The organism is Novosphingobium sp. (assembly GCF_030699305.1).
Taxonomy (GTDB): Bacteria; Pseudomonadota; Alphaproteobacteria; order Sphingomonadales; family Sphingomonadaceae; genus Novosphingobium.
In genome coordinates, this window is the sequence record NZ_JAUYNB010000010.1 from 394259 (window position 1) to 418291 (window position 24033).

Genomic DNA, 24033 nt, shown 5'->3' on the forward strand with positions numbered 1-24033 from the left:
ATGAGGCGTATGGCACCGGACGGGGCGATCTGCCCCGCGAAGGAATTGCCAATGGCCAAGAGCCAGAAAAAGTCGAGCCGCGAAGTTCGCAAGCCCAAAGCGGAAAAGCCCAAAAAGCTGAACGCATCCAACCCCTCGGTCAAACCCGGCATCATCGCTGGTCTCGACAACATGAAGCGCGGGTAAAGTTTCGTCATCGGCGCTGTTACGGGCAATAAAGCCGGGGCCATTGGTCAGTCCGTTCACCTGTGACGGCCAGAACGGTGCCTTACTGCGACTGATTTTGATAGCGCACGTGCTTCGAAGTTATTGAATTTGTGAAATAATATTTTGATCTTCATTTCAGTATGTCGTGATATGGTTGCCCTCTGGATGATGGGGAACTCAGGGCATGGTCAAGCATAAAGCAACAATCGGAATCGCGTTGTCTCTCGCGGTCCTTGCCACACCGGCCTATGCCGAAAACATCTGAGTCTATGAAAACTGCTGCACGCGAACCTGCCGCGTGGAATGGGCCGTGGTTCAGAACGGGCCGCAGAAAGGCAATACGCGCTGCGACGGCGTGATGGGCGAACTGGTTTGTCCCGCAGCCATGGTTCCCACGCTCAACCAGGACCCAAGGCGCCTGATCAAGCAGCCAAATGGCGGCACGACGTTGAAAAAGGCCGGCCAGACCAGCACGCGAATTGAGCGAGGCGATACTCGCAAACGTTGAACATTGGCGCTTGCCCGCGCCTGATCGCGGCGCAGTTTCGGGGTGATGGATTGGCCATCACTCCCAGCTGCCGGATCGGTGTGTATCAATGGGAAGGTTTCACACACAGGCACGAAGTGGCTGGACGCAAGCTTCGTGGCTTTGGCGGCTGGCACCTTTCGGCTGCAAGCCCCGGCCGCCCGCGCCGCAGCATCAGCCAGTCACCGCCAGATGCGTGCGGAACCAGTCGGCCAGCTCGGCCTCGGGCAGGTCCCCGGTGGCGAGGGCGACGAAGGCCACCACCACTTCGGCGTCGCTGGCAGTCAGGTGATAGCCATTGAGCATCAGGAATGTTTCACCGGCCACTGCCGCTGTGCGCTTGTTCCCGTCCACGAAGGGATGGTTGGGGGCGATGCCAAAGGCATAAGCGGCGGCGGGCGCGGGTGCAGGGCCTCAATAGCAGATTGCGCGCGTTCGAATTTTGTCAGCGTTGTGCATGGCGCGGATGCCCACGGCGCCCGACACGCAACTGAGCACACCAGCGGCCTTCAGCGCGCCGATTCCGCCCGATTGCGGTTCGTAGAATTCATATGACACCACGATCCCGCTCGACACGGTGGTCGATTCCGCGCCGAACATCGTGACCAGATTGCTGCGCTTGACCAGCGATGCTCCGTCGGCGTCGATCGCCAGAACCAGCGTGGCCGGACGCGGGCCGAACCGGCGCAACTGGTCTTCCGCCGCGCCGATCAGGCTGGTGCCGGGCTGCGATCCGGGACCGGACAGCTCGCCCAGGAATGCGCCGAATTCACCGGCCAGTGCGATCCGGGCGGTTTCAGCGCCGCCATCGCTTTCGCCGCACGTGGCGGCGGCGGGCAGAGCTGCCAGCTGGCGCTGGGTCGCGGCGACCGCTTCGCGCAAGTTCTGCGGCCCGCCCGCTGCCGCCCTGACCGGCGGCTTGCGGCGCGCGGCAATCTCGCCCCGCACAGCGGTGACCAGCATGCCTTCGCGCACCCGCGTGCTGAGGCCCTGATAGACGAAATCCTGCTTGAACAGGTTCAGCAGCGGGGTCGCCGCATTCAGCACGCTGGTGATCGAGCCGAGCCGGTCGATCACGCCTTTGTCGGTCAGTTCGCCCTGCACGTTCACACGGCAGGCCTTCGCCCCGGCAGCGGCAATTGCGTCATAGCGCTGGCTGAACCGGGTCAGCCCCTCGCGCACGCGGATCATGTCGTCGAACACGGGCAACCGGTCAGCGCTTTGCAACACGTCCCAACCCATTCCGCCCACTGTGCTGGCGGAATCCTGAGCCTCCTTGGGGATTGGCAGGACGACCATCGTCAGCGATGAAAAGTCCGTGCCGATGGCATCGACGATCCGGCTGGCGGCCTGCTTCACGACCACCCCGGTCAGCAACCGCGCCTCGATCCGCCCGACGTCAGCGCCGAACGTGGTCTGCCCGGTTGCCGTCGCCCCCAACGGCGTGGCGCCATCCTGCGCGGCGGCCCGGCCCGGCAGCGTGATCGCCGCCAATCCGGCCAATGCCGCCAGCCAGTGTATCCCGCGCAGCTTGTTCATCGCGTCCTTGCCCCCATCATGCGGCATCTGTGTGCCGTGCAGATGGGCCATTCGCAAGGGCCTGTCCTTGATCCGTGTCATCCCGGCGGCGCTACCGGAATGGAGCAAGGATATTGGTTCACACCAAGCCACGAAGAGGCTGCGCCGCAGGGCAAGCAGACAGGAACTTATGCAACGTCGCGAAGCCGCCGCTCCAGCCAGCCAGCCCATCGCCGGGATCAACCCCCGTGGCGAGCGGCCAAACACAACCCCATCGCGCCATCGCGGCTTTGCGTTATGTTTTGTTACGGGCGAGCAGGAGCGGTGATGGCGGTCAGCACACTGCCGCTGCACGTGAAGCCGCGACATCTTCGTGTCTTCGTGTGAACCAAATCATCTCAGGCTGCGTTCGCACCAAGGCCTGGACGGACGAACCGGCCCGGCGCGCGGGCAGCGTGAAGTCGCCAGCAAAAGTAGTGGCAGCGTGGGGGAACGAGGTGAGTTAAGTATACTGCCACCGGAACTAATTATGCGATTAGGATATCTTAAATTTCCGCCTAATTCCCATAACGAGAAGAAATAAAAAAATAGCTGACATTATAGACTGTATCGCGTTCAATAATCGAACAAAAATTGACGGCGAGCTTCCGCCATCACCGAGTAGTGCTTCTCGCCATGCATTTCCATCCGCGTCAAATGCACCAAATGGTAATGTCCTATTGAATGATAAGCTGAATCCTTCTAAAATATCCTTCCAGCTTACTTCAGCGCTGATCCACTCAGTACCGCTCAAGTAAGCGTAGGTCAGTGCGAATATTAACCAAGTCAAGCACAGGCTGATAAACGGTCGCTTTACGGACATTCCATAATCCGCTGTCCAGCCATATAATATCGATAAGCATGATTCGATACTTTTATCACTTCCTTTCGCATGACGGGATATCAGCTCACTTTTATGCCAAAATTGTTCAGATACCGTATCGCCGGTAGCTTGATATAAATTTCGAAGTGTTCGGCATCCACCTTCTACCGCCTGCAAGTGTTGCCTCTTATAAAAGTCAGGATTCACGAATTCAACTTGCGGTATTTCGATATCTCGATTTATTGCGGCATGCCACTTTTTAAAATCAATTCTTGGCAAAACTAGGCCATTCGTGAAATTTGCTCCATCAAAAAAATGGATGGACGGTTCAGTATCGCCGCCAATAGAAACCATCTTGAAAAATACAGATCCCGATCCGCTTGCACTGAGCCACCTCGGGGAAGGCCATTCGATGTTTGCTATAACGACTCTCTCAAGAAAATCACAACCATCAACTCGAAACGATTTTTTAACATTAGAAGTGATGATTTGAACTATTTTATTAAATCTTGATGATGTTATAGATATATAATCAATAACAGATCCGGATATATAAAAAGCCCCTAATATTTCGGATGAAGAAATTTCAAGTTTTCCGATATTGGACGATTGTATTTGAATATCGGAATTGATATGTCCAAATATTCTTATTTGTTCTATATTTGGGCACTCAAAGAAAATAATCTTGGTGAAATTATTTGAATAATTATTGATATGGAATCCAGATATAACGCATCTGCTGAAATTGACTAATGAAGGCCTTTGTAAAACTAAATTGAATTCGACGAGTTTAACACCATTTATATTGCATTGATAAAATGTAATTTCTTGTATAAATGGAAGAGTTGTGATTTCATCAGAAAAATTCACAAATGCAAATTCGTGTATTTTTCCCAATGATGAGTCCCACATCAATTTTGTGAAGTTAAATCCAGACAATACCCCTTTTGACAAAAAATTATTGATCGAGGGCATTATTCGGTTAGACCAAATATCATGCTTAAGGTGCAAGCATGTCTGCAGTAAATTATCGCCTAAATAATCCTTCACCCATTTATCGGGAGCAAAAAGCACATGGTAATATCCGTGACCGCCTAATTCTAAGATAAAGCCTTGATTAATGAGGTCTTCGTCACTCAATCCCCCTGAGAATTTTCTAATCTCGGATTGCAAATTTTCGCCGATACCATCAAACATCGGTGGCTTTTTGCTCAAGCCTTCCCAGCTAAAATCCTGAGAAGTCCAGATCTCAAGCCAGGATTCGTAAGCGGAATCTTTCTCCATCATACTTGAAGAGGCTTCGTCTTGAAGCAAGTGCTGTTGCTGGCCATGCCTATTGCACTCCAAATCAGATGAATGGTGAGTGTCGTATTAGCTTACTCCGCCGGGAGGTAAAGCTCGCTGCCCTTGTCCTTGTAGACCTTGGACATCTCGGCCATTCCCTGCTCGGCCTCATCGGCGGCCACGAACGTTTCCACCCCGGCGTTCTGCTTCGCCGCAAATTCCCGCACTTCCTGGGAAATCTTCATCGAGCAGAACTTTGGCCCGCACATCGAGCAGAAGTGCGCGGTTTTCGCGCCTTCCGCCGGGAGCGTCTGGTCGTGGTATTGTTCGGCCGTATCGGGATCGAGGCTGAGGTTGAACTGGTCGCGCCAGCGGAATTCGAAGCGGGCCTTGCTCAGCGCATCGTCGCGGACTTGCGCCGCAGGGTGGCCCTTGGCGAGGTCGGCGGCGTGGGCGGCCAGTTTGTAGGTGACGACGCCGACTTTCACGTCATCGCGGTCCGGCAGGCCAAGGTGTTCCTTGGGCGTGACGTAACACAGCATCGCGGTGCCGTACCAGCCGATCTGGGCCGCGCCGATGCCGCTGGTGATGTGATCGTAACCCGGCGCGATATCGGTGACGAGCGGCCCGAGGGTATAGAACGGCGCTTCGCCGCAGGCCTCAAGCTGCTTGGTCATGTTCTCCTTGATCTTGTGCATCGGCACGTGGCCGGGGCCTTCGATCATCACCTGAACGTCCTGCGCCCAGGCGCGCTTGGTCAGTTCGCCCAGCGTGTAAAGCTCGGCGAACTGGGCTTCGTCGTTGGCGTCATAGATGCTGCCGGGACGCAGGCCATCGCCCAGCGAATAGGCGACGTCATAGGCCTTCATGATCTCGGTAATCTCGTCGAACCGTTCATAGAGGAACGATTCCTTGTGATGCGCCAGGCACCATTTGGCCATGATGCTGCCGCCCCGGCTGACGATCCCGGTCATCCGCTTGGCGGCAAGCGGGATATAGGGCAGGCGCACGCCCGCGTGGATCGTGAAGTAATCGACGCCCTGTTCGGCCTGTTCGATCAGCGTATCGCGGAACACTTCCCAGGTCAGTTCCTCGGCAATGCCGCCAACTTTTTCCAGCGCCTGATAGATCGGCACGGTGCCGATGGGCACCGGGCTGTTGCGCAGGATCCATTCGCGGGTGTCGTGGATGTTGCGGCCCGTGGACAGGTCCATCACGGTGTCCGCGCCCCAGCGGATCGACCAGACCATCTTGTCCACTTCAGCGGCGACATCCGATGCGACGGCGGAATTGCCGATGTTGGCGTTGATCTTGACCAGGAAGTTGCGGCCGATGGCCATCGGTTCGGCTTCGGGGTGGTTGATGTTGCTGGGAATGATTGCGCGGCCGCGCGCGACTTCATCGCGGACGAATTCCGGCGTCACGTAATCGGGGATCGATGCCCCCCAGTCCTGCCCGTCACGCTTGTATTCCTTCAGCATTTCGCGGCCGAGGTTTTCGCGCGTGGCGACATATTCCATTTCGGGCGTGATGATACCCTTGCGGGCATAGTGCATCTGGCTGACGTTCATGCCCGCCTTGGCGCGCAGCGGGCGCTGGACGACCTTGGGGAAGGGGGGCACGCCGCCGGAGCGGTCTGGCCCCAGCTGGCCGTTGTCTTCCGGCTTCTGCGCGCGGCCCTGATAATCCTCGACATCGCCGCGGCCCGTGATCCATTCGCGGCGCAGCTGCGGCAGGCCGGCGGCAATGTCGATCGTGGTGGCGGGATCGGTGTAAGGGCCGGAGGTGTCATAGACCCGCACCGGCGCTTCGCCGCTGGACGGTTCCAGATAGATTTCGCGCATGGCAACCTTGAACGGGCCGACATGGATCTTCTTCGATCCCCGGATCGGGCCGGTGGTGACACCGATTTCGAGCTTGCTGTTGATGTCGGCCATGGGCGCTCCTTCAAGCGGGCGCAGGGGCGGCACGGGGGTTCTACTCACCGGGCCACTCCCTCCGCCCGTGCTAACGGGTTCAGGTTCAACGGGTCGGGCGATGCTAACCGCCCCTCTCAGCGCAAGCGCGCTCCCCGGTGGATGGGGCATAGATAGGGCCTGCGGATGGGCGCGTCCAGCCGTGCGGTGAATTACCTTGCCGATGCCGGGTTCGCATGATTAATTCCCGCCGGGCCGTACAGAGTCCGCCGCCCCGAATACGATGCAGAGCACGATTGAATACAGGTGTTCGTCGCGGCGCTATCGGGAGAGTACCAATGCAGAATCGCAAATGGTCCGCCACTTTGGCGGTCGCGCTGGCGTGTGCGTCGGCGCAGGTAGCCTATGCCCAGATGCCGACCTGGTCCGCCGAGCAGAAGGCCGTCTGGGCCGTGGTCGAGGCCAGCTGGGTCGACGATGTGGCGCATAACGGCAAATGGCCGGGCAGCTATGCCGATCCGCAAATGATCGCCTGGTCGAGCGAGCACCCCGCCCCGCGCGGCAAGGATGCGATCACCAGGTGGGCGCGCTTCAACGAAGGCCAGGGCAAGACGATCCAGTACGAGATTACCCCGCAAGCCATCGCGATCAGCGGCAACGCGGCGGTCGCGACGTACTCGTTGGCCATCGTCCGCCAGCGCGGGACCGACAAGCCGGAATCGTCCAAGGAAGCGGTCGTCGAAACGCTGGTCCGCACCGGCGGCGTATGGAAATACCTCGCCACGACCGGGTTCTCGCTCGGCAAGTAGGCGCGATGCAGCTAGGCGGTAGGGCAGATGACCATGCTCTACCGCCTTGATGCCGCCGCGCCGCAGATCGCCCGCCACTTTGGCGCGGACGCGGGGCGCGATCCGTGGGCGGGCGGGCATGTTGCGCCGGGGGCGTTTGCGCCGGTTATCACGGCGGGGCGGGAGTTTATCGCGGGTGCGCGAACCGGGCGTCAGCCGCGCCGATTGATCCCGCGACTGTGGGGCGTGCCGCCGCCGCCGTCGGCTGGCGATGCGGCCCGGCCGGGCGTGCTGAGCGTGCGCAATCCCGACAGCCCGTTCTGGATCGGCAACTTGCGCAACAGCGAGTTTCGCTGCCTGATTCCGGCGACCGCGTTCATGGAATGGGGCAAGGGAACCGACCGCGATGGCAAGCGCCGCCAGCACTGGTTTGCCTGTGCCGATCAGGCACTGTTCGCCTTTGGTGGGGTGTGGAAGGACAGCGAAGTGGCCAGCTTTGCCCTGCTGACGTGCGAGCCGAACGCGGCGCTGCGGTATGCCGGGCGCAATGCGATGCCGGTGATCCTGCCGCCCGATCCAGCGGCATGGCAGCTGTGGCTGCACGGCGACTGGAAGCAGGCGCGGGATCTGATCGCGCCCTATTCATCCTCGCAAATGCTGGAGCGGTAGCGGCCTACTGGAACCGCATGAGTGATGGCACCATCAGTACGATCCCCAGTAGCGCCGTGCTGGCGGCCCAGCCGCGGTGCATATGCGCGAGCGTCCGCAGCCAGAACTGGGTGTAGATATCGCAGAAGCCCAGGATCGCCAGCGCTTCGAACATCATCAGCCCGCCCAGCGCTTTCAGGGTGCAGGACAGCAGGTCAGACGGAATCCACGGGTTGGAAAGATAGACCAGCGCGCCGATCAGCAGTTCCAGCATCCCGCACACGAATTGCAGCGCGGGAGAGCGTTCCACTTCCTCGATCATGGTGCGCCACGCGCCGGGTTTGCGCAGCGCGCCGATCCCCGCGAACAGCGCGGTCGCGCCCAACAGCAGCCCGGTCCACGCCGTGGCATCGAAAGTCCCAGTCATCCGTCAATTCCCTCCAGCCCAGGTGGTTCTCCCCGGAGGTTTATCTTTGTGCCAGAATGCGCAGTGTTGGCAACGTTGTCCAGCGCCGCTTTCCCCGCTGGACTTTAATCGATCGCTTAAACATACTCTGCCGCAAGGCCCGCAAACGGGCATCCCCGAGTTCGGGGCATGGGAGAGTTTTTGGCGATGGCATCACGTTTGCCCAAAGTCTGCATCATCGGCGCGGGCTGTTCCGGCTTTACCACGGCCAAGCGGCTGAAGGATCGCGGCATCCCGTTCGACGTGTTCGAAGCGTCCGACGACATCGGCGGCACGTGGTATTACAACAACCCCAACGGCATGTCGGCCTGTTACCAGAGCCTGCACATCGACACGTCGAAGTGGCGGCTGGCGTTTGAGGATTATCCGGTCCCGGCGGACTGGCCGGACTATCCGCACCATTCGCTGTTGCTGCAATACTTCCACGATTACGTCGATCATTTCGGCCTGCGCGAACACATCCGCTTCAACACGCGGGTCGAGGATGCGACGCGCGAGGCCAGCGGCGGCTGGGCGGTGACGCTGTCGACCGGCGAAGTCCTGCACTATGACGCGCTGGCCGTGGCAAACGGCCACCACTGGGCCGCGCGCATCCCGGAATATCCCGGCACGTTTGACGGCATGCAGATCCATTCGCACCAGTACCGCACTCCGTTTGAACCGGTGGACTGCATCGACCAGCGCGTGCTGGTGGTGGGCATGGGCAACAGCGCGATGGATATCGCCAGCGAGCTGTCGCAGCGGCCAATGGCGCAGAAACTGTTCGTCTCGACCCGGCGCGGGGTGTGGGTGTTCCCGAAGTATTATCAGGGCCAGCCGCTCGATAAGAATCCGGCCCCGGCCTGGCTACCCAAGGGGCTGAAGCAGTGGCTGGGCGGGCGGATGATCAGGAAGCTGGTTGGCAGGATGAGCGACTATGGCCTGCCCGAACCCGAAATCAGCCCGTTCGAAAGCCACGGCACGGTATCGGGCGAATTCCTGCTGCGCGCGGGATCGGGCGATCTGACCATGAAAGTGGCGGTTGAACGGCTGGACGGTGACGGCGTGGTGTTCACCGATGGCAGCCGGGAACAAGTGGACGTGATCGTCTGGGCCACCGGGTATGACATCAGGTTCCCGTTCTTCAGGGACCCGGCTTTTACCGCCGATACCAACAACCGCCCGCCGCCGCTCTACAAGCGGATCATGAAGCCGGGGGTGCCGGACCTGTTCTACATGGGGCTGGCCCAGCCGCTGCCGACCCTGGTCAACTTTGCCGAGCAGCAGTCCAAGCTGGTCGCGGCCTATCTCGCGGGGGATTACCTTCCGCCCGATCCGGCCGAGATGGAGCGGGTGATCGCGGCGGACGAGGAATACTACACCGGCCAGTATTACGCCGCGCGGCGTCATACGATCCAGCTGGACTTCGATCACTACGTCCGCGCGCTGAACAAGGAACTGGCCAAGGGCGCAAAACGCGCGGCGGCTGCGGGCAAGGCACTGCCAGTGCCGGCCCGCGAACTGGAGGATGCATAACCCATGGCAACTGCCCCGAACCGCCCACTGACCCCGCTCGATGTCAGCCAGGACGCGCTCTATGTCGAGGATCGCTGGCGCGAACCGTTTGCGCAGCTGCGCGCCGAAATGCCGCTGTCGTGGCGGGAAGAAAGCCCGTTCGGATCATACTGGTCAGCGGTGACCCACGAACTGGTGCAGGAAGTGGAACTGCGCCACGATGTGTTCTCATCCCGCTGGGACATGGGCAACATCACCATTGCCGAGGCCGTGAACGGCGAAGGCTTTCCCAATTTCATCGCGCAGGACCCGCCGATCCACACCGCCCAGCGCCGCGTAATCGCCCCGGCCTTTTCACCCAGCCAGATGCTGAAGCTGGACAAACAAGTGCGCGAACGCACGAAAATGCTGATGGACGGCCTGCCGGTCGGCGAGCCGTTCGACTGGGTGGAGCGCGTCTCGATCCCGCAGACGCTGGGGATGCTGTGCATCCTGTTCGACATGCCGTTTGACGAATGGCGCGATATCAAACGCTGGTCCGACTGGGCCAGTTCGATCTCGGCCGAGAACCTGACCGAAGAATACCGGACGCAGTTCCTGGCACAAATGGGCGAGATGCTGGCCCGGTTCGACCGCGAACTGGAGGACCGCCGGGGCAAGCCGCCGACCGACGACCTGCTCAGCCGGATGGTCCATTCCGAAGCGATGGGCCACATGGCGCCGATGGAGCGGATCGCCAATATCGCGCTGCTGATCGTGGGCGGTAACGACACTACCCGCAATTCTATGTCCGCGCTGGTCGAGGCATTCGACAAGTATCCCGATCAGCTGGAGCGGCTCCGCGCTGACCGCACGCTGATCCCCAATGCCGCGCAGGAAATCATCCGCTGGCAAAGCCCGGTCACGCATATGCGCCGCACCGCGCTGGAAGATACCGAGCTGGGCGGGCAGACGATCCGCAAGGGCGAAAAGATCGTGATGTGGTACATTTCCGCCAACCGCGACGAGAGCGTGTTCCCGGATGCCGAACGCTTTGACGTGGGCCGCAGCAACGCGCGGCGTCACCTGGGGTTCGGCCACGGCATTCACCGCTGCGTCGGCGCAAAGCTGGCCGAAAACCAGCTGGCCACGCTGATTGGGGAAATCGTCGACCGCAAGATCCGGATCGTGCCGCAAGGCACACCGGATCGCCTGCCCAGTCCGTTCCTGCACGGCTTCACCGCCATGCCGGTGCGGATCGAGCCGCTGTAAACGAGCGCTTCGCGGCACCTTGCCGGGCTGAGGCCCCCGCTTGCGCGGGGGCCTCAATTACTTACTTCCCAGTTACTTACTTCGCAGCCTTGACCGCCTTGATCCACGTCTTGATCTTTGCTTCCAGTACCGGCAGCGGCAGCGCGCCGGTGTTCAGCACCTGATCGTGGAATTCGCGGATGTCGAACTTGGTTCCGAGCTGTGCTTCGGCCTGCTTGCGCAGCCGCTGGATCGTCAGCGCGCCGATCTTGTAGGCCAGCGCCTGACTGGGAATCGCGATATAGCGTTCGACTTCGGCGGTGGCGTCGGTTTTGCCCATGCTGGAATTGGCCAGCATGTAGGCAATCGCAGAATCGCGGCTCCAGCCCTTGGAATGAAGGCCGGTATCGACCACCAGCCGCATTGCGCGGAGCATTTCATCGTCGAGCGTGCCCATCCGCGCATAGGGGTCCTTGTAGAACCCCATCTCGTAACCCAGCGTTTCGGAATAGAGCGCCCAGCCTTCGACATAGGCAGTGTTGCCGCCGAACCGCATGAACGCGGGCAGCGCGGTGTTTTCCTGGGCCAGACTGATCTGGAAGTGATGCCCCGGTGCGCCTTCGTGCAGGTACAGCGTCACTTCGCCCGGCGTGGTCCGGCTGGGCAGGTCATAGGCGTTGAAATAGAACGTGCCGGGGCGGCTGCCATCGGGCGTGCCCTGTTGATATGAACCACCGGCCTCGAACTTCTCGCGGAACTCTTCATAGGGGCGGATCTGCAGTGGCGATTTGGGCAGGACCTTGAAATAGTTGCCGACCTGCGCGTCCACCAGCTTGCCGATATCGTAATAGCGCTGGGTCAGCGCTTCGCGGCTTTCCCGCTTGAACTGCGGATCGGTGCGGATGAAGTTGAAGAATTCAGGCAGGGTGCCCTTGAAGCCAACCTCGGCTTTCACCTTTTCCATCTCGGTCAGGATGCGCTTCACTTCCGACAGGCCCAGCTTGTGGATCGCGGCGGGCTTCATCGGCAGGGTCGTGGTGTTGGCGATCTGCTGGTCATACAGCTTCACGCCGCCCTTCATCTGCGACAGGCCAAAGCTGTCGCGGGCGCTGGCGAGGTAATCGTTCTTCAGATAATCGCGCAGGCGCGCGTTGGCGGGATAGACCTGCTCGGCGATCACCTTGCGATATTCGGCGGTCAGCCGGTCCTTGTCCGCCGGGGTGAAGCTGTCGGGGAACTTCTTCACCGGTTCCCAGAACGGCGATTCCTCGACCGGGGCTTTCAGCTGGGTATCGAGCTGCTCGATCACGTTGCGGATCGTCATTTTCGTCTCGACGACGCCAGTCTTCTGGCCTTCCCTGAACTTGGCGATCGAACGATCCATCAGCCGGACGTAGTCGGCGTGGCGCTTCAGGTTGTTTTCGTAGTCGGTCACCGTGTTGAACGGGATGCCGGTCTTGCCGCTGGCCAGCGTCGGATAGAACGTGTGGAACCCGAAGAAGTGGTTGATCGGGCGCACTTCGGTCAGCGCGAGGATTTCGGGGGTCAGGCCCTTCAGCATTTCGCCGCGGTCGTGTTTGAACACGTCATAGGCAATCTGGTCGGTCGCGGACAGCTTGGCGCGGTCGATCCGGCCGAGCTGCGCCAGTTCATCGGTAGCCGCGGCGCGTTCGGCGTCGTTGTATTCCGGCGTCAGGTAATCACCCAGCCGGTCGGCATAGCGCATATCGCCGCGGAACAGCGCGCCGATCGGGTTGCGCTTCATGCTGGCTTCGTCGGATGCGGCGAACAGTGCGAACAGCTTTTCATGGCCGGTTTGGGCAGGAACGGTGGCAGCGGGTGCTTCGGCCGTCTGGGCAAGCACAGGCAGCGGCGCGGCGGCGGCCAGCAGGGCGGCGAGCAGCACGGGGCGGAACTGGGTCATAAATCGAAACTTTCCTGATCGGGACTAACTGTATTGTGCATATAACACAGTTGGCGCTGCTGGCAAGGATGCCGCGTTGACGGTGCTTAACTCACGCGCGCGGCGCGGGCAGCAATGGTCGATGAACCGCGTCCCCGCTTCGATGGACGCGCGCAATTGCCGGGGGCAATTCAGCTTTCCGCAAGGCGCGATGCTTGAAGGCAGGGGCGGTAGCAGGCAAAAGATGGCCTGAGCGAAGTTTCGGGCCGACTGGCCGATGGAGTTGATGATGCAGGTTGCGGGGCAGTTTAAGGCCAGGGATGGCCGGGTGCGCGAAGCGGGCCGGACCCTTATGATGATTTCGCTGCTGCTGGGTGCCAGCGCGGCGGTTGCCCAATCAGCCGGAGCACCGGAAAATATCCTGCCCACCCCGGCGCCGACACCGGTTCCTGCGCCGACCCAGCCCGCTGTTCCAACCATCCCGGCGCTGCCGGTTGCGGTGCCGACCGATGCAGCAGCCCCGGCATTGCCCGTGGGTCCGGTGATCGAACCGGTGATGAGCTGGACCACGGCCAACGCGCAGGCGCTGGTTGGCGTGATTGAACAGCTCGATGCCCATGGACTGGTCCCGGCGGATTACCAGCTGACCGAGCTGCGCGCCGCGATTGCTGCCGGTCCCGGCGCGGCGCTGGATGCGCAGGCGAGCCGCAGTTTCACCTGGCTGGTCGAGGATATGCGCGATGGCCGCACCCGGATGGACGCGCGCATCCAGTGGTTTGTGGTCGATCCCGATGTGGACGCCTCGCCCACCGAAGCGATCATGACGCAGGCCCTCGCCAGCGGTGACATTGCGGGCGTGGTCGAAGCGCTGGCCCCGGCCCATCCCGATTATGCCGTGCTGAAAGCCACGCTGGCCGTGACCCCGGCCGCGAACAAGGCAACCCGCAATACGCTGCGCGTCAATCTGGACCGCTGGCGGTGGCTGCCGCGCGATCTGGGCAAGGCCTATCTGCTGACCAACGTGCCAGAGTTCCAGCTGCGCCTGACGGTCGATAACGAGATCATCCGCAGCTATCGCACGATTGTCGGCAAGCCGGGCCGCACCGCCACGCCGCAGCTGGCCGAAATCGTGCGGGGGGTTATTTTCAATCCCACCTGGACCGTGCCGCAATCGATCGTGAAGGGTGAAGGGCTGGGCGCGCAACTGCTGGCCAACCCGGCCCGCGCCGTGCGCGAAAACTACAAGGTGACCAAGGCCAAGGATGGCACGATCTATGTCGTCCAGCAGCCGGGGCCGAAGAACGCGCTGGGCCTGATGAAGCTCGACATGCCGAACGAGCATGCGATCTTCCTGCATGACACGCCCGGTCGGCACTTGTTCAACCAATCCGCCCGCGCGCTCAGCCATGGGTGCATCCGCACCGAACGGGCGCTGGAACTGGCGATCACGATGGGCATTCTGGGCGGTGGGCTGAGCAAGGAGCAGGCGGTCGAAATCGTCAAGTCGGCCCAGTACACCAACGTGCCGATGATCCGGACATTCCCCGTTTACCTGACCTATTTCACCATGGCGTCGGACATTTCGGGCACGCTGGGCCAGTTTGCCGACCTGTATGGCCGCGACGCGCCGGTTGTGGCGGCGCTGAATGCCCCGCGCAAGGCCTGGGACGGCAAGCGCAAAAGCACCGAGGCGTTTATCAAGCTGGACAACCCGCTGTAACCAGCATGCCGGGCGGGGCCGTGCCTTGCCCGGTCAGGTTATCCGGTCAGGCGATATCGATCCGGTCGGCAAACAGCAGGCGACCGCCGGAGAGGTGCCACAGCGCCTCGTTGAACTGATCGGGCGCCATCGCAAAGCAGCCTTCGCTGCGCCCCAGCTTGCCCTGTTTCGAAATCCACGTGGGCGAGGCGTAAGTCGCCGGGTGCATCACGATCGCGCGGTCCAGCGCGTTCGAATTGTCGTGATCCAGCCCTTCCAGCCGGATCGAGGTGCCATACTTGCCCTTGTACCATTCGCAGGTCAGGTACGCCCCGCGCGAGGTCGCTTCCGAACCCGGCACGTTGGAGAAGTCCTGCAGGAACCCGCTGTGATCGCGGTCCGATCCGCGTCCGTGGCTGACGTAGAACGATCGGATATCGCCGCGTTCCAGGTTCACGAAATGGAACCGGGGCAGGCTGGACGGGCGGGCGAAATCGGAAATGCCGACGATGTCATGCCGCCACACGGCAGTCCCGGCGCGTTCCAGTTCGCGCTTGGCGGTTTCCATCAGCTTGCGGTCATAGGCCGGGTTGGAGGCAACAGTGGTAGGCAGCACCGGTTCAACCGGAACAGCCGGGACCGGCGGGGCCACGCCCATTGCGGAATCGAATGCATCACCCAGCGACTGCGCCAGCGCGCGGCCCGGCATGGCCAGCACTGCGCCCACGGCCAGCGACCCCCGGATCAGACTGCGTCGATTAAGCGGCTGCGACATAGGCACTGTGGATAACCCAAAGCGCGGCGAGTCGCCAAGCCTCAATCGGCAGAACCGCGCGCAGCAGCGCCAAGCCGTGTGAGAGCGGCGCCATCCATCCGCATCACGGTCCACCCGTCCATCGAGCGCGCGCCCAGCGCCTGATAGAACCCGATGGCGGGCGCGTTCCAGTCCAGCACCGACCATTCCAGCCGCGCGCAGTCCCGCTCAACCGCCAGCGCGGCCAGATGCGCCAGCAGCGCCTTGCCCAGCCCGGACCCACGCGCCGAAGGCCGCACGAACAGGTCTTCCAGATAAATCCCCGGCCGCCCTTCAAAGGTCGAGAAGTTGTGAAAGAACAGCGCGAACCCCTGCGGAATGCCGCTGAGCTCGCCGATCACCACTTCGGCATAGGGCCGCGCGCCGAACAGCTTGGCTGCCAGCACGGCTTCGTCAAAGCGCACTTCGTGGGCCAGCTTTTCATATTCGGCCAGTTCGCGGATCAGTTCCGCGATCAGTGGCAGGTCGGCAAGGGTTGCGGGACGGATCGAAAGGGTCATGCAGGTTTTCTCCCGGCCAGAAATTTCACCGCCAGTCGCGGCCACAGGATACCAAGGGTCAGGCCCGCCATGACCAGCGCGAACGCGGTCAGCTTCCAGCCGGGCAGCGCCTCACCCATCCACAGCGCCGACGCGCCAAGGCCGAACACCGGCACCAGCAGCGACAGCGGCGCAACGCTGGCAGCGGGATAGCGGCCCAGCAGCCAGCCCCACGCGCCATAACCAAACATCGTGTTGCCCACCGCCTGCCATGCCACCGCTGCCCAGGTCATGCCATCGGCGTTCGCGATCCCGGTAGAGATCGCGCCCCAGCCTTCGGTCAGCAGCGCCAGCGCCAGCAGCGGCGGCACCGCGAACACGCTGGACCAGACGACATAGGCCAGCATGTTGACCGGCCCCGCAGCGCGCGAGGTCATGTTGCCCAGCGCCCAGCACAGCGCCGCCCCGACGACCAGCGCCAGCCCCAGCGGGGTGGCGCTGCCGTCGGTGTGCAGCGCGATAATCGCCAACCCGCCCACCGCCAGCGCCAGCGCGGCGATCTGGAACGGGGCAACCCGCTCCCCGGTCAGCCGCATCGACAAGGCGATGGTAAAGAACGCCTGAGTCTGCACCACCAGTGAAGCCAGGCCCGGCGTGATATCCGCGCGCATCGCGGTGAACAGCAGGCCAAACTGCCCGGCCCCAATCAGCACGCCATAGGTCGCCAGATTGCGCCACGACACCGCCGGACGCGGGATAAACAACGCCAGCGGCAGAAACGCGAAGGTAAACCGCAGCGCTGCCAGCGTCAGCGGCGGCAAGTGCGCCAGCGCCAGCTTGATCACGACGAAATTGGTGCCCCAAACCGCCATCACGGTCAGCGCCAGCAGCAAGTGCAGCGGCGGCAGGACAGAACGGTTGGCGGCAGTCATGTGCGGGCCTTAGCGCGCCGCTGCGGCGCTGTCAGTGGCGGATTACCATCTCGTCGCCCTGCAATTCGACTTTGCCGAGCTTGCCCAGCACGCTTTGGCCCAGCAGGTTCACCCCCAGCCCGCGCACGACCACGGCGGGCACCTGGGTGAACTCCGTCTCGCCCAGCGCCAATGTATCGAGCATGACGCGCGCGCCATAGCCGGGGCCGGACGCGGTTTGCAGCATCGGCACGAAGCTGTCGGGATCGACGCTGATCCCCAGCGCTTCGGCGTCCTCCTCGGTCAGGGCGACCATGTCGGCCCCGGTATCGACGAGGAACCGGGTGTCCTGCCCGTTGACCAGTGCAGTGGTGTGGAACTGGCCGGACGAATCGCGGCGGATGACGGTGACATAGGCGCTGCCCGCGCTGTCGCTATCCGTCGCCGCGCGGGCCTGCGCGACCGGCGCGTTCGCGTCTGGCCGGGGCACGACCAAGGCAAGCAGTGCCATCAGGCCGATGGCGGACAGGGCAATGGCCAGAAGCCGGTACATTCCCCCGGCATATCAGGCAGATATTACCGCTTTGCGAACGACTGGCCTGCCTAGGCCGTCTTGCCGTGCAGGCTATCCATGCTGGGAACGGTGCCGCTCTCAATCTCGGCCGCCTTTTCCTCGACGAGCCGGACGATGTGGTCGATCATCCCATCGTCCTGGACATGGTGATCGGTAACCCCGCGCAGATAGACCATGTGCTTGCCGTTGCCGCCGCCGGTCACGCCAATGTCGGTCTCACGTGCTTCGCCCGGGCCATTGACCACGCAGCCCAGCACCGACAGGCTCATCGGCGTCTTGATATGGCCAAGCGCCTCTTCCAGCTTCTGGACGGTGCGGATGACGTCGAAGCCCTGCCGCGCGCAGCTGGGGCAGGAAACGACCCGGACACCGCGGGTGCGCAGGCCCAGGCTTTTGAGGATTTCATAGCCGACGCGCACTTCTTCTTCGGGCTCGGCGGACAGCGAGACGCGGATGGTATCGCCGATCCCGGCCCACAGCAGGTTGCCGATGCCGATGGAGGATTTCACCGTCCCGCCGATCAGCCCGCCCGCTTCGGTAATGCCCAGATGCAGCGGGCAATCGACCGCGTCGGCCAGCCCCATATAGGCCGCGACCGCCAGGAACACGTCGCTGGCCTTCACCGCCACCTTGTATTCGTGGAAATCGTGATCCTGCAGCAGCTTGATATGATCGAGCGCGCTTTCGACCAGCGCCTCGGGGCAGGGTTCGCCGTATTTTTCCAGCAGGTCTTTCTCAAGGCTGCCCGCGTTCACCCCGATCCGGATCGCGCAGCCGTTGGCCTTGGCCGCGCGGACCACTTCGGCGACGCGGCTCGCCGAACCGATGTTGCCGGGATTGATCCGCAGGCAGGCCGCGCCCGCATCGGCGGCTTCCAGCGCGCGCTTGTAGTGGAAATGGATGTCCGCGATCAGGGGCACGCGCGCGGCCCTGGCGATCTGGCGGAAGGCGGCGGTGCTGTCCTCGTCCGGGCAGGACACGCGGATCAGGTCGGCCCCGGCTTCCTCGCAGCGGCGGATCTGGTCAATCGTCGCCACCGCGTCGGACGTCAGCGTGTTGGTCATGGTCTGCACCGTGATCGGCGCATCACCGCCGACGGGGACGGCGCCCACCATGATCTGCCGGGACGTGCGCCGCGCGATATCGCGCCAGGGTCTGATCGATGACATGGGCGCGATATAGGTTGCGCAGCGGCTTCGCGCAAACGGGGAGTTCAGACCTGGAACACCTGCGCGAACAGGAATTCCGGATCGATGTGATCGCCCACCCGGAACGTGATGTCGGCCACCTTGTCGAACCCGTACCGGCGATAGAACCGGTGCGCCCCGTCGTTATAGGCATAGACCGAAATCTGCACTTCATCGGCGGCCCGTGCGGCAAATTCACCCATTGCCCAGTCCATCAGCGCCCCGCCGATGCCCATACCGGTTGCATCCGGATCGGTGTAGAGCTGCTTCAGCTCCATCACGTTGGACCCGCGCGCATGGTCGGGAAAGCCGCAGGTCAGGCCGATCTTGCAATACCCCACCAGCCGCCCGCTGGCCTCGGCCAGACGGTAGATTCGCGCCGGGTCAGCCAGTTCCGCCGCGATGGCCGCTTCGGACAGGCATTCGGCCAGGAACGCGTTGAGGTTTTCGGCGCTGTAGAGCTGTCCGAACTTGGCGATGAAACTGTCGGTCGCCAGCCGCGACAGCGCCGGAATATCGGCCGGAGTGGCGGCGCGCAGGATAAGTTCCATCACAGTTCCCTGGTCATGCAGATGCTGAAATCGTCGGCGACGTAATCGCCGAAGGGTTCGCATTCGCGGAAACCGTTCGCTTCGTAAAGCCTGCGCGCGGGCAGGAACGGATCGGCCCGCCCGGTTTCCAGACTGACGCGGGTATAGCCGCGCGCCCGCGCCACGCCCAGCAGGTGTTCCAGTATCGCCCGCCCCGCTCCCTGCCCGCGATAGGCCGGATCGGCGCGCATCGATTTCAGTTCACCGTGGTGCGCGTCGAGCTGCTTGATCGCGCCGCACGCGGCCAGCCGGTCACCGTCCCACGCGGTATAAAACGTCACGTCGGGCGCGCGCAGCCGCTCGATCGGCATGGCATGGACACTGCACACGGGCGACCACTGGTGCATTTCCGACAGGTGCAGCCGCAGCAATGCGGCAATCCCGGCCCCGGTCAGATCGTCTTCGCGAATGGAATATTCTTTCATGCGCGGGTTCTGCTATGACTCGCCCCATGATGACAAGCATGAGCCGCAGGGCACTGGGAATCGCAGCATTGGCCATGGCGCTGGGAGCCGCATTTCCGGCGGTGGCCAAGGCCGGAGAAGGAACCAGAATGACCACACCAGCCGCCCCCACCTGGAGCCTGGCGATCCACGGCGGCGCGGGCACGATGTCACGTGACAAGATGACGCCGCAGATCGAGGCCGAATACAAGGCCGCACTGGCGCTCGCGCTGGAAGCGGGCAGCAAAGTGCTGCGCGAGGGCGGGACCAGCCTCGATGCGGTCGAAGCGGCGGTCAAAGTGCTGGAGGATGACCCCCACTTCAACGCCGGGCGCGGCGCGGTGTTCACCTATAACGGGGTGAACGAGCTGGACGCCGCGATCATGGACGGGCGCACCCGCGCCGCCGGGGCGGTGACCGGCGTCACCCACATCAAGCACCCGATCACCGCCGCGCGCACCGTGATGGAAAAAAGCCCGCACGTGTTCCTGTCCCGCGAAGGGGCCGAGGAATTCGCGCGCGAACAGGCGCTCGAAATGGTCGATCCCGATTACTTCGCCACCCCCGAACGCTGGCGCCAGCTGGAAGAGCTGAAGGCCAAGAAGCTCGGCTGGTTCGACGTTGATCTGAAATACGGCACGGTCGGCGCGGTCGCGGTGGACGGGGCGGGCGATGTCGCCGCCGCGACTTCCACCGGCGGGCTGACCGGCAAGCGCTGGGGCCGGATCGGCGATTCCCCGATTATCGGTGCAGGCACGTATGCCGACAACCGCGCCTGCGCGATCAGTGCGACCGGCGCGGGCGAATTCTTCATCCGCGAAGGCGTGGCGCACGAAATCTGCGCGCGGATGCGGTTTACCGGCGAAGGGCCGCAGCAGGCCGCCGACACTGTGATGGCCGATGTCGCTGCGCTGGGCGGGGATGGCGGGGTGATTGTCGTGACGCCGAAAGGCGAGGCGATCTTCAGCTTCAACACGCCCGGCATGTACCGCGGCCGCGCCACCAGCGCGGGCGTTCATGAAGTGGCGGTGTTCCGGGACTGATGCGCCCCTCCCAACCGTCACCCTGAACTTGTTTGGCGCTTATCCCCTTCGCCACCGTAAAGTCTAAACCGTCATGCTGAAACAAGTTCAGCAGGATGGGCGTTTGAGGGGCAGTGCTCCCCCGCGCTACCCGTGCTTGTCGGCCTTGCGCTGGCCCAGCCGCATGCCGGATTCCAGCCGCGCGCGCAGCTGGGTGTAGTACGCCTCCAGAAACGCCCGCTCATCCCCTGCGCCGGGTTCCCAGCCGATCTTGCGGCAGATCGCGGTGTGGACCGCGACCAGCGCTTCGGGCTGGTCCTCGCGCAGCACGCGCTCCAGCGTCTGCAATTCGAACTCGCCATAGATCGCCAGTTCCGCCTCGCCAAACCGGTAGTGCACCCCGGTCGCCGCGCTGTGGCCGCTGGCGGCGGTGCGGGTGGTAGAGAGCACCGCTTCCAGCTTGCGCCGGGGGGCCTCGACCACCCAGGTGCCCGCCACCAGATCGCCCGCGCGCAGCCGATCACGGTTGAAGAACGGGAACAGCCCGAACACCAGGAACCACACGGTCGCCGCCAGCCCCGCCGCGCCCATGTTGTCCGCGCCGCTGTTGGTGACGATCATCGCAATCGGCAGGAACAGCTCGATATCGCGCAGCAGGTTGCGGGCCAGCACCATTTCGGTGGTCAGGCGGCCGCCATCACGCGCGGCGATCCGCAGGCCGGTCAGCCGCTTGCCCGGCGTCGCCCCGCGCGGGCCGAGTTCGAAGAACAGGAAATAGGCGTGGCGGAACAGGAACATCACCGCGATCCACAGCACCACCAGAAATTCGCTGGCCCGCGCAATCGCCTTGTCGCCCTTGGCCAGCGCCTCGCTCCGCAAATCGCCCACGCCCGATCCCAGGTAGGCCAGCAGCAGCGTGGTCGAAATCATCAGCACCACGATGAACAGCAGGTCGAGCAGCAGCGCCCCGAACCGGCTGCCCCGGCTGCCGACCACGATCGGCAGAGCGATCCCCTCTGGCGTGATCATCACCCGCCGCCGGTCGTTCTTCGCCGTCGGCATGGCCCGCGCCGCGCTCATGCCGCCTCGCTGCCCGATGGTGTGCGGCGAAAGGCGAAGAAGTACGCCAGCCAGATCGCCAGCATCGAATAGCCGATGATGTAGCGCCCAGTGGTATCGTCGACCAGCTGCCGCCCAAACCCTTCCAGCATCCCGGCCATCACCAGCATCAGCACCACGCCCGCCATGACCACGGCGGCGCGCTGGCCTGCCTCGGCCACGGCCTGCATAACCCCGCGTGTGCCGGGAAAGGCCATCGACCGACCGACGTGCAGCCCCGCCGCGCCCGCGAGCAGGATTGCCAGCAGCTCGGTCGTGCCGTGGATCGAAAGCCAGCCGATGAACTCCGTCGCCAGCCCCTTGTCGTGATAGAGCCAGACCATCGCCCCCAGCGTCGCGGTGTTCTGCACCAGCAGCAGCAGCGGCGGCACGCCGAACGCAAAGCCCAGCGCGAAACACATGATCGCCACCCCGGCGTTGTGGCTGAACAGATAGGCCGCGAACATCGACAGCCCGTCATCCTGCGCGCTGCCAAACAGCGTATCGCGCAGGACTTCGCGCGTGGCACCGGGCACGCGGGCATCCTGAAACTGGCCGGGAACGAGAGCGTAATACCAGTCCGCATCGCTGCTCACCAGCAGCCAGCCGACCAGCGTGCCGACCGCCATCACCGTGAACGCGACCAGCAGTTCCGGCCAGATTGCCCGGACCGCCCGGCTCCATTCCCCGCCCAGAAACCGCGCCAGCCAGCCCGCAAGCGTGGTGCGCGGGCCATAGACCAGGAACCATGCGCGCTGCACCAGTGCTTCAAGATAAGCCAGCGTAGCCGCATCGAGCGAGGTTTCCCGCGCGACCGACAGACTGGAAGCAACCGTGCGATAGAGCACCGGCAGCGCCAGCACGTCCGCGTCCGAAAGCCTGCGCCAGCGGCCCGCTTCCATCCGGGTGACGATGGCTTCCAGCCGCTTCCAGTCGCCCTCGCGCTCCTGCCGGAACCGGTCGGAACGCAGCGCGGCGGCTTCGATCGCCGCATCGCTGGCGGCGGCTTCTCCGCCCAGCAGTCCGAAGAACGCCATCAGCCAATCGCTCCCTTGCGCTTGATCGCCAGATAGGCGTCGATCAGCCGCGTGCCAATCCGGTCATGCGGGGCTTCGATCACGTCCACCCCCAGTGCGCGCAGGCGCGACAGCACCAGCGCGCGCTGGCGCAGCAGGGCGTCGGCGGTCGCGGCCATCGCCAGATCCTGCATGTCGTCCGGGCGGTGCGCGGCGATCCCGTCCAGTTCGGCGTCCGCCAGCGTCACGAACAGCACCAGATGCTTCGCGGTCAGCCGCCCGATGCTCTCGATCATCAATTCCGCGCTGGTCGGGTCGGTAAAGTCGGAAAACACCACCACCAGACTGCGGCGCTTCAGCCGCCCGGCGAGCGTTGCGAGGGCCAGGGTGAAGTTGGGTTCCTGCGCGTGGTAATCCAGCGCGGCGGCGGCGGATTGCAGCCGGGGGAAATCGCGCGCGTCGGTCACGAACGGCGTGAACACTTCCGGCCGGGCGGCGAACCCGAACAGCGCGATCCGGTCCCCCGCCTTCAGCGCGACATAGGCGGTGGTCAGCGCGGCGGTGACCGCGCGGTCGATCCGGGCCAGCCCGTCCACCGGCTCGCACATTGCCTGTCCGCAATCGAACGCGAAGACGATCTGGTTGTTGCGCTCCGCCTCATGCTCCTTGGCGTAAAGCTGGGCGTGGCGGGCGCTGGATTTCCAGTCGATCCGGCGGCGGTCCATGCCCGGTTGGTATTCGGCCAGCGCCTCGAACACGGTGCCTTCACCGCGCATCCGCCGCGCGATCAGGCCGAACTGCGCGTCCTTCAGGAACGCCTGCATCGCCGGGGAGCGCACCGGGGCGAGGTTCGGCCAGACCCGCATCTGCGCCGCCACGCCGCGCGAAACCTGCCGCGCGCCAAGGCCGAGCGGCCCGGTCCAGCGCAGCCACAGCCGCTCCACCGCGCCGGTCCCGCGCCGGTTTGGGGCAAAGTGCAGGGTCCCGCTCCACGGCGCACCCGCCTGCTCCGGTTCGCTCAGCGCAACGGTTCCGCGCCCGCCGGACAGCAGCCGCCCATCGGTGGCGAGCGCCGCCTCGACCAGTCGCGGGCGGCCTTGCCCGAACGCTGCGTCAACCGTCAGCCAGCTGCTTTCGCCGACTTCGCTGTCGCCCGGCAGGGCCAGCGCGACGTCTTCCACCCGTCCCGCCAGCAGCGCGTCGAGCAGCACCAGCAGCACCAGCGCCAATCCGATCACCGGCGCGATCACCCACGCCCCCGGTGCAAGCGTGCCGATCAGCAGCGCGACCGGGGCGGCCCCGGCCACCAGCCAGCCCGCACGCGGGGTGGGGATCAGGGCGGGACGCAAGGTCATCGG

General features: G+C 63.4%; 23 protein-coding genes, 1 pseudogene and 1 riboswitch. Of the genes and pseudogenes, 8 read left to right on the forward strand and 16 right to left on the reverse strand.

The window, feature by feature from the left end; translation table 11 throughout:
* Together Q8Q53_RS04660 and Q8Q53_RS04665 are read left to right on the forward strand one after the other, a co-directional pair.
* A complete protein-coding gene (locus Q8Q53_RS04660) occupies nt 1–186 on the forward strand; it encodes a hypothetical protein (protein ID WP_305700584.1) in 186 nt (61 codons plus the stop codon).
* A 331-nt stretch (nt 187–517) separates the two neighbouring features.
* Complete coding sequence (locus tag Q8Q53_RS04665; protein WP_305700585.1) at nt 518–715, forward strand: hypothetical protein; 198 nt, start codon at nt 518–520, stop codon at nt 713–715.
* 192 nt (nt 716–907) lie between these two features.
* Here Q8Q53_RS04665 and Q8Q53_RS04670 read toward each other — a convergent pair.
* The 4 genes and pseudogenes from Q8Q53_RS04670 to thiC form a co-directional block, all read right to left on the reverse strand.
* A pseudogene (locus tag Q8Q53_RS04670) lies at nt 908–1141 on the reverse strand (type II toxin-antitoxin system death-on-curing family toxin); the annotation flags it as partial.
* Between the two features lie 6 nt (nt 1142–1147).
* On the reverse strand, nt 1148–2323 hold the full coding sequence (locus Q8Q53_RS04675; RefSeq protein WP_305700586.1) for a hypothetical protein: 1176 nt from the start codon (nt 2321–2323) through the stop codon (nt 1148–1150).
* A 463-nt stretch (nt 2324–2786) separates the two neighbouring features.
* A complete protein-coding gene (locus Q8Q53_RS04680) occupies nt 2787–4397 on the reverse strand; it encodes a hypothetical protein (RefSeq protein ID WP_305700587.1) in 1611 nt (536 codons plus the stop codon).
* A 92-nt stretch (nt 4398–4489) separates the two neighbouring features.
* Nucleotides 4490–6334 (reverse strand): phosphomethylpyrimidine synthase ThiC, encoded by a 1845-nt coding sequence (gene thiC, locus Q8Q53_RS04685; RefSeq protein WP_305700588.1) that lies wholly within the window; start codon nt 6332–6334, stop codon nt 4490–4492.
* 39 nt (nt 6335–6373) lie between these two features.
* Nucleotides 6374–6481: riboswitch (TPP riboswitch) on the reverse strand.
* Between the two features lie 170 nt (nt 6482–6651).
* On the opposite strand from thiC, the gene Q8Q53_RS04690 reads away from it, so the two are divergent.
* Together Q8Q53_RS04690 and Q8Q53_RS04695 are read left to right on the forward strand one after the other, a co-directional pair.
* On the forward strand, nt 6652–7122 hold the full coding sequence (locus Q8Q53_RS04690; protein ID WP_305700589.1) for a nuclear transport factor 2 family protein: 471 nt from the start codon (nt 6652–6654) through the stop codon (nt 7120–7122).
* A gap of 27 nt (nt 7123–7149) precedes the next feature.
* Complete coding sequence (locus Q8Q53_RS04695) at nt 7150–7770, forward strand: SOS response-associated peptidase family protein (RefSeq protein ID WP_305700590.1); 621 nt, start codon at nt 7150–7152, stop codon at nt 7768–7770.
* Nucleotides 7771–7774: 4 nt separating this feature from the next.
* On the opposite strand, the gene Q8Q53_RS04700 is transcribed toward Q8Q53_RS04695, so the two are convergent.
* Nucleotides 7775–8176, reverse strand: a complete 402-nt coding sequence (locus tag Q8Q53_RS04700) for a hypothetical protein (RefSeq protein WP_305700591.1) — start codon at nt 8174–8176, stop codon at nt 7775–7777.
* A 186-nt stretch (nt 8177–8362) separates the two neighbouring features.
* Here Q8Q53_RS04700 and Q8Q53_RS04705 point away from each other — a divergent pair, with 186 nt between their 5' ends.
* Both Q8Q53_RS04705 and Q8Q53_RS04710 read left to right on the forward strand, forming a co-directional pair.
* Entirely contained in the window at nt 8363–9730 is a 1368-nt protein-coding gene (locus Q8Q53_RS04705; protein ID WP_305700592.1) for an NAD(P)/FAD-dependent oxidoreductase, read from the forward strand.
* A gap of 3 nt (nt 9731–9733) precedes the next feature.
* On the forward strand, nt 9734–10960 hold the full coding sequence (locus Q8Q53_RS04710) for a cytochrome P450 (protein WP_305700593.1): 1227 nt from the start codon (nt 9734–9736) through the stop codon (nt 10958–10960).
* 76 nt (nt 10961–11036) lie between these two features.
* Here Q8Q53_RS04710 and Q8Q53_RS04715 read toward each other — a convergent pair whose 3' ends face one another.
* Nucleotides 11037–12863 carry a DUF885 family protein gene (locus Q8Q53_RS04715; protein ID WP_305700594.1) on the reverse strand — a complete coding sequence of 609 codons (1827 nt, stop codon included), beginning with the start codon at nt 12861–12863 and terminating at the stop codon, nt 11037–11039.
* 268 nt (nt 12864–13131) lie between these two features.
* On the opposite strand from Q8Q53_RS04715, the gene Q8Q53_RS04720 reads away from it, so the two are divergent.
* On the forward strand, nt 13132–14562 hold the full coding sequence (locus Q8Q53_RS04720; RefSeq protein ID WP_305700595.1) for a L,D-transpeptidase family protein: 1431 nt from the start codon (nt 13132–13134) through the stop codon (nt 14560–14562).
* 46 nt (nt 14563–14608) lie between these two features.
* On the opposite strand, the gene Q8Q53_RS04725 is transcribed toward Q8Q53_RS04720, so the two are convergent.
* From Q8Q53_RS04725 to Q8Q53_RS04755, 7 genes are all read right to left on the reverse strand, one after another.
* Nucleotides 14609–15316, reverse strand: coding sequence for a murein L,D-transpeptidase catalytic domain-containing protein (locus Q8Q53_RS04725; RefSeq protein WP_305700596.1), 708 nt, complete (start codon nt 15314–15316; stop codon nt 14609–14611).
* A gap of 41 nt (nt 15317–15357) precedes the next feature.
* Nucleotides 15358–15855, reverse strand: a complete 498-nt coding sequence (locus Q8Q53_RS04730) for a GNAT family N-acetyltransferase (RefSeq protein ID WP_305700597.1) — start codon at nt 15853–15855, stop codon at nt 15358–15360.
* Nucleotides 15852–16766 carry an EamA family transporter gene (locus tag Q8Q53_RS04735; RefSeq protein ID WP_305700598.1) on the reverse strand — a complete coding sequence of 305 codons (915 nt, stop codon included), beginning with the start codon at nt 16764–16766 and terminating at the stop codon, nt 15852–15854. The genes Q8Q53_RS04730 and Q8Q53_RS04735 overlap by 4 nt, the downstream gene beginning before the upstream one ends.
* Nucleotides 16767–16797: 31 nt before the next feature.
* On the reverse strand, nt 16798–17256 hold the full coding sequence (locus Q8Q53_RS04740) for a TIGR02281 family clan AA aspartic protease (RefSeq protein ID WP_305700599.1): 459 nt from the start codon (nt 17254–17256) through the stop codon (nt 16798–16800).
* A gap of 92 nt (nt 17257–17348) precedes the next feature.
* Complete coding sequence (gene ispG, locus Q8Q53_RS04745) at nt 17349–18488, reverse strand: flavodoxin-dependent (E)-4-hydroxy-3-methylbut-2-enyl-diphosphate synthase (protein ID WP_305700600.1); 1140 nt, start codon at nt 18486–18488, stop codon at nt 17349–17351.
* A 44-nt stretch (nt 18489–18532) separates the two neighbouring features.
* Nucleotides 18533–19057 carry a GNAT family N-acetyltransferase gene (locus Q8Q53_RS04750; RefSeq protein WP_305700601.1) on the reverse strand — a complete coding sequence of 175 codons (525 nt, stop codon included), beginning with the start codon at nt 19055–19057 and terminating at the stop codon, nt 18533–18535.
* Nucleotides 19057–19521 carry a GNAT family N-acetyltransferase gene (locus Q8Q53_RS04755; protein WP_305700602.1) on the reverse strand — a complete coding sequence of 155 codons (465 nt, stop codon included), beginning with the start codon at nt 19519–19521 and terminating at the stop codon, nt 19057–19059. Before Q8Q53_RS04755 ends, Q8Q53_RS04750 begins: the two co-directional genes overlap by 1 nt.
* A 128-nt stretch (nt 19522–19649) precedes the next feature.
* Here Q8Q53_RS04755 and Q8Q53_RS04760 point away from each other — a divergent pair, with 128 nt between their 5' ends.
* Nucleotides 19650–20582 carry an isoaspartyl peptidase/L-asparaginase family protein gene (locus tag Q8Q53_RS04760; protein WP_305700603.1) on the forward strand — a complete coding sequence of 311 codons (933 nt, stop codon included), beginning with the start codon at nt 19650–19652 and terminating at the stop codon, nt 20580–20582.
* 126 nt (nt 20583–20708) lie between these two features.
* Here Q8Q53_RS04760 and Q8Q53_RS04765 read toward each other — a convergent pair whose 3' ends face one another.
* Genes Q8Q53_RS04765 through Q8Q53_RS04775 form a run of 3 tightly spaced genes read right to left on the reverse strand, consistent with a single transcriptional unit; the run spans nt 20709 to nt 24030 of the window.
* Complete coding sequence (locus tag Q8Q53_RS04765; protein ID WP_305700604.1) at nt 20709–21641, reverse strand: RDD family protein; 933 nt, start codon at nt 21639–21641, stop codon at nt 20709–20711.
* Nucleotides 21638–22696, reverse strand: coding sequence for a stage II sporulation protein M (locus Q8Q53_RS04770; protein WP_305700605.1), 1059 nt, complete (start codon nt 22694–22696; stop codon nt 21638–21640). Before Q8Q53_RS04770 ends, Q8Q53_RS04765 begins: the two co-directional genes overlap by 4 nt.
* The gene (locus Q8Q53_RS04775) at nt 22696–24030 is read right to left on the reverse strand and encodes a DUF58 domain-containing protein (RefSeq protein WP_305700606.1); all 1335 of its coding nucleotides are present in this window, start codon (nt 24028–24030) and stop codon (nt 22696–22698) included. The genes Q8Q53_RS04770 and Q8Q53_RS04775 overlap by 1 nt, the downstream gene beginning before the upstream one ends.
* Nucleotides 24031–24033 lie beyond the last annotated feature (3 nt).

Bases quoted from the DNA above. Each gene is read 5' to 3' on its own strand.
- Q8Q53_RS04660 (WP_305700584.1), top strand. From the start codon at position 1: ATGAGGCGTATGGCACCGGACGGGGCGATCTGCCCCGCGAAGGAATTG.
- Q8Q53_RS04675 (WP_305700586.1), bottom strand. From the start codon at position 2,323: ATGGCCCATCTGCACGGCACACAGATGCCGCATGATGGGGGCAAGGAC.
- Q8Q53_RS04680 (WP_305700587.1), bottom strand. From the start codon at position 4,397: ATGGAGAAAGATTCCGCTTACGAATCCTGGCTTGAGATCTGGACTTCT.
- thiC (WP_305700588.1), bottom strand. From the start codon at position 6,334: ATGGCCGACATCAACAGCAAGCTCGAAATCGGTGTCACCACCGGCCCG.
- Q8Q53_RS04690 (WP_305700589.1), top strand. From the start codon at position 6,652: ATGCAGAATCGCAAATGGTCCGCCACTTTGGCGGTCGCGCTGGCGTGT.
- Q8Q53_RS04695 (WP_305700590.1), top strand. From the start codon at position 7,150: ATGACCATGCTCTACCGCCTTGATGCCGCCGCGCCGCAGATCGCCCGC.
- Q8Q53_RS04700 (WP_305700591.1), bottom strand. From the start codon at position 8,176: ATGACTGGGACTTTCGATGCCACGGCGTGGACCGGGCTGCTGTTGGGC.
- Q8Q53_RS04705 (WP_305700592.1), top strand. From the start codon at position 8,363: ATGGCATCACGTTTGCCCAAAGTCTGCATCATCGGCGCGGGCTGTTCC.
- Q8Q53_RS04710 (WP_305700593.1), top strand. From the start codon at position 9,734: ATGGCAACTGCCCCGAACCGCCCACTGACCCCGCTCGATGTCAGCCAG.
- Q8Q53_RS04715 (WP_305700594.1), bottom strand. From the start codon at position 12,863: ATGACCCAGTTCCGCCCCGTGCTGCTCGCCGCCCTGCTGGCCGCCGCC.
- Q8Q53_RS04720 (WP_305700595.1), top strand. From the start codon at position 13,132: ATGCAGGTTGCGGGGCAGTTTAAGGCCAGGGATGGCCGGGTGCGCGAA.
- Q8Q53_RS04725 (WP_305700596.1), bottom strand. From the start codon at position 15,316: ATGTCGCAGCCGCTTAATCGACGCAGTCTGATCCGGGGGTCGCTGGCC.
- Q8Q53_RS04730 (WP_305700597.1), bottom strand. From the start codon at position 15,855: ATGACCCTTTCGATCCGTCCCGCAACCCTTGCCGACCTGCCACTGATC.
- Q8Q53_RS04735 (WP_305700598.1), bottom strand. From the start codon at position 16,766: ATGACTGCCGCCAACCGTTCTGTCCTGCCGCCGCTGCACTTGCTGCTG.
- Q8Q53_RS04740 (WP_305700599.1), bottom strand. From the start codon at position 17,256: ATGGCACTGCTTGCCTTGGTCGTGCCCCGGCCAGACGCGAACGCGCCG.
- ispG (WP_305700600.1), bottom strand. From the start codon at position 18,488: ATGTCATCGATCAGACCCTGGCGCGATATCGCGCGGCGCACGTCCCGG.
- Q8Q53_RS04750 (WP_305700601.1), bottom strand. From the start codon at position 19,057: ATGGAACTTATCCTGCGCGCCGCCACTCCGGCCGATATTCCGGCGCTG.
- Q8Q53_RS04755 (WP_305700602.1), bottom strand. From the start codon at position 19,521: ATGAAAGAATATTCCATTCGCGAAGACGATCTGACCGGGGCCGGGATT.
- Q8Q53_RS04760 (WP_305700603.1), top strand. From the start codon at position 19,650: ATGACCACACCAGCCGCCCCCACCTGGAGCCTGGCGATCCACGGCGGC.
- Q8Q53_RS04765 (WP_305700604.1), bottom strand. From the start codon at position 21,641: ATGAGCGCGGCGCGGGCCATGCCGACGGCGAAGAACGACCGGCGGCGG.
- Q8Q53_RS04770 (WP_305700605.1), bottom strand. From the start codon at position 22,696: ATGGCGTTCTTCGGACTGCTGGGCGGAGAAGCCGCCGCCAGCGATGCG.
- Q8Q53_RS04775 (WP_305700606.1), bottom strand. From the start codon at position 24,030: ATGACCTTGCGTCCCGCCCTGATCCCCACCCCGCGTGCGGGCTGGCTG.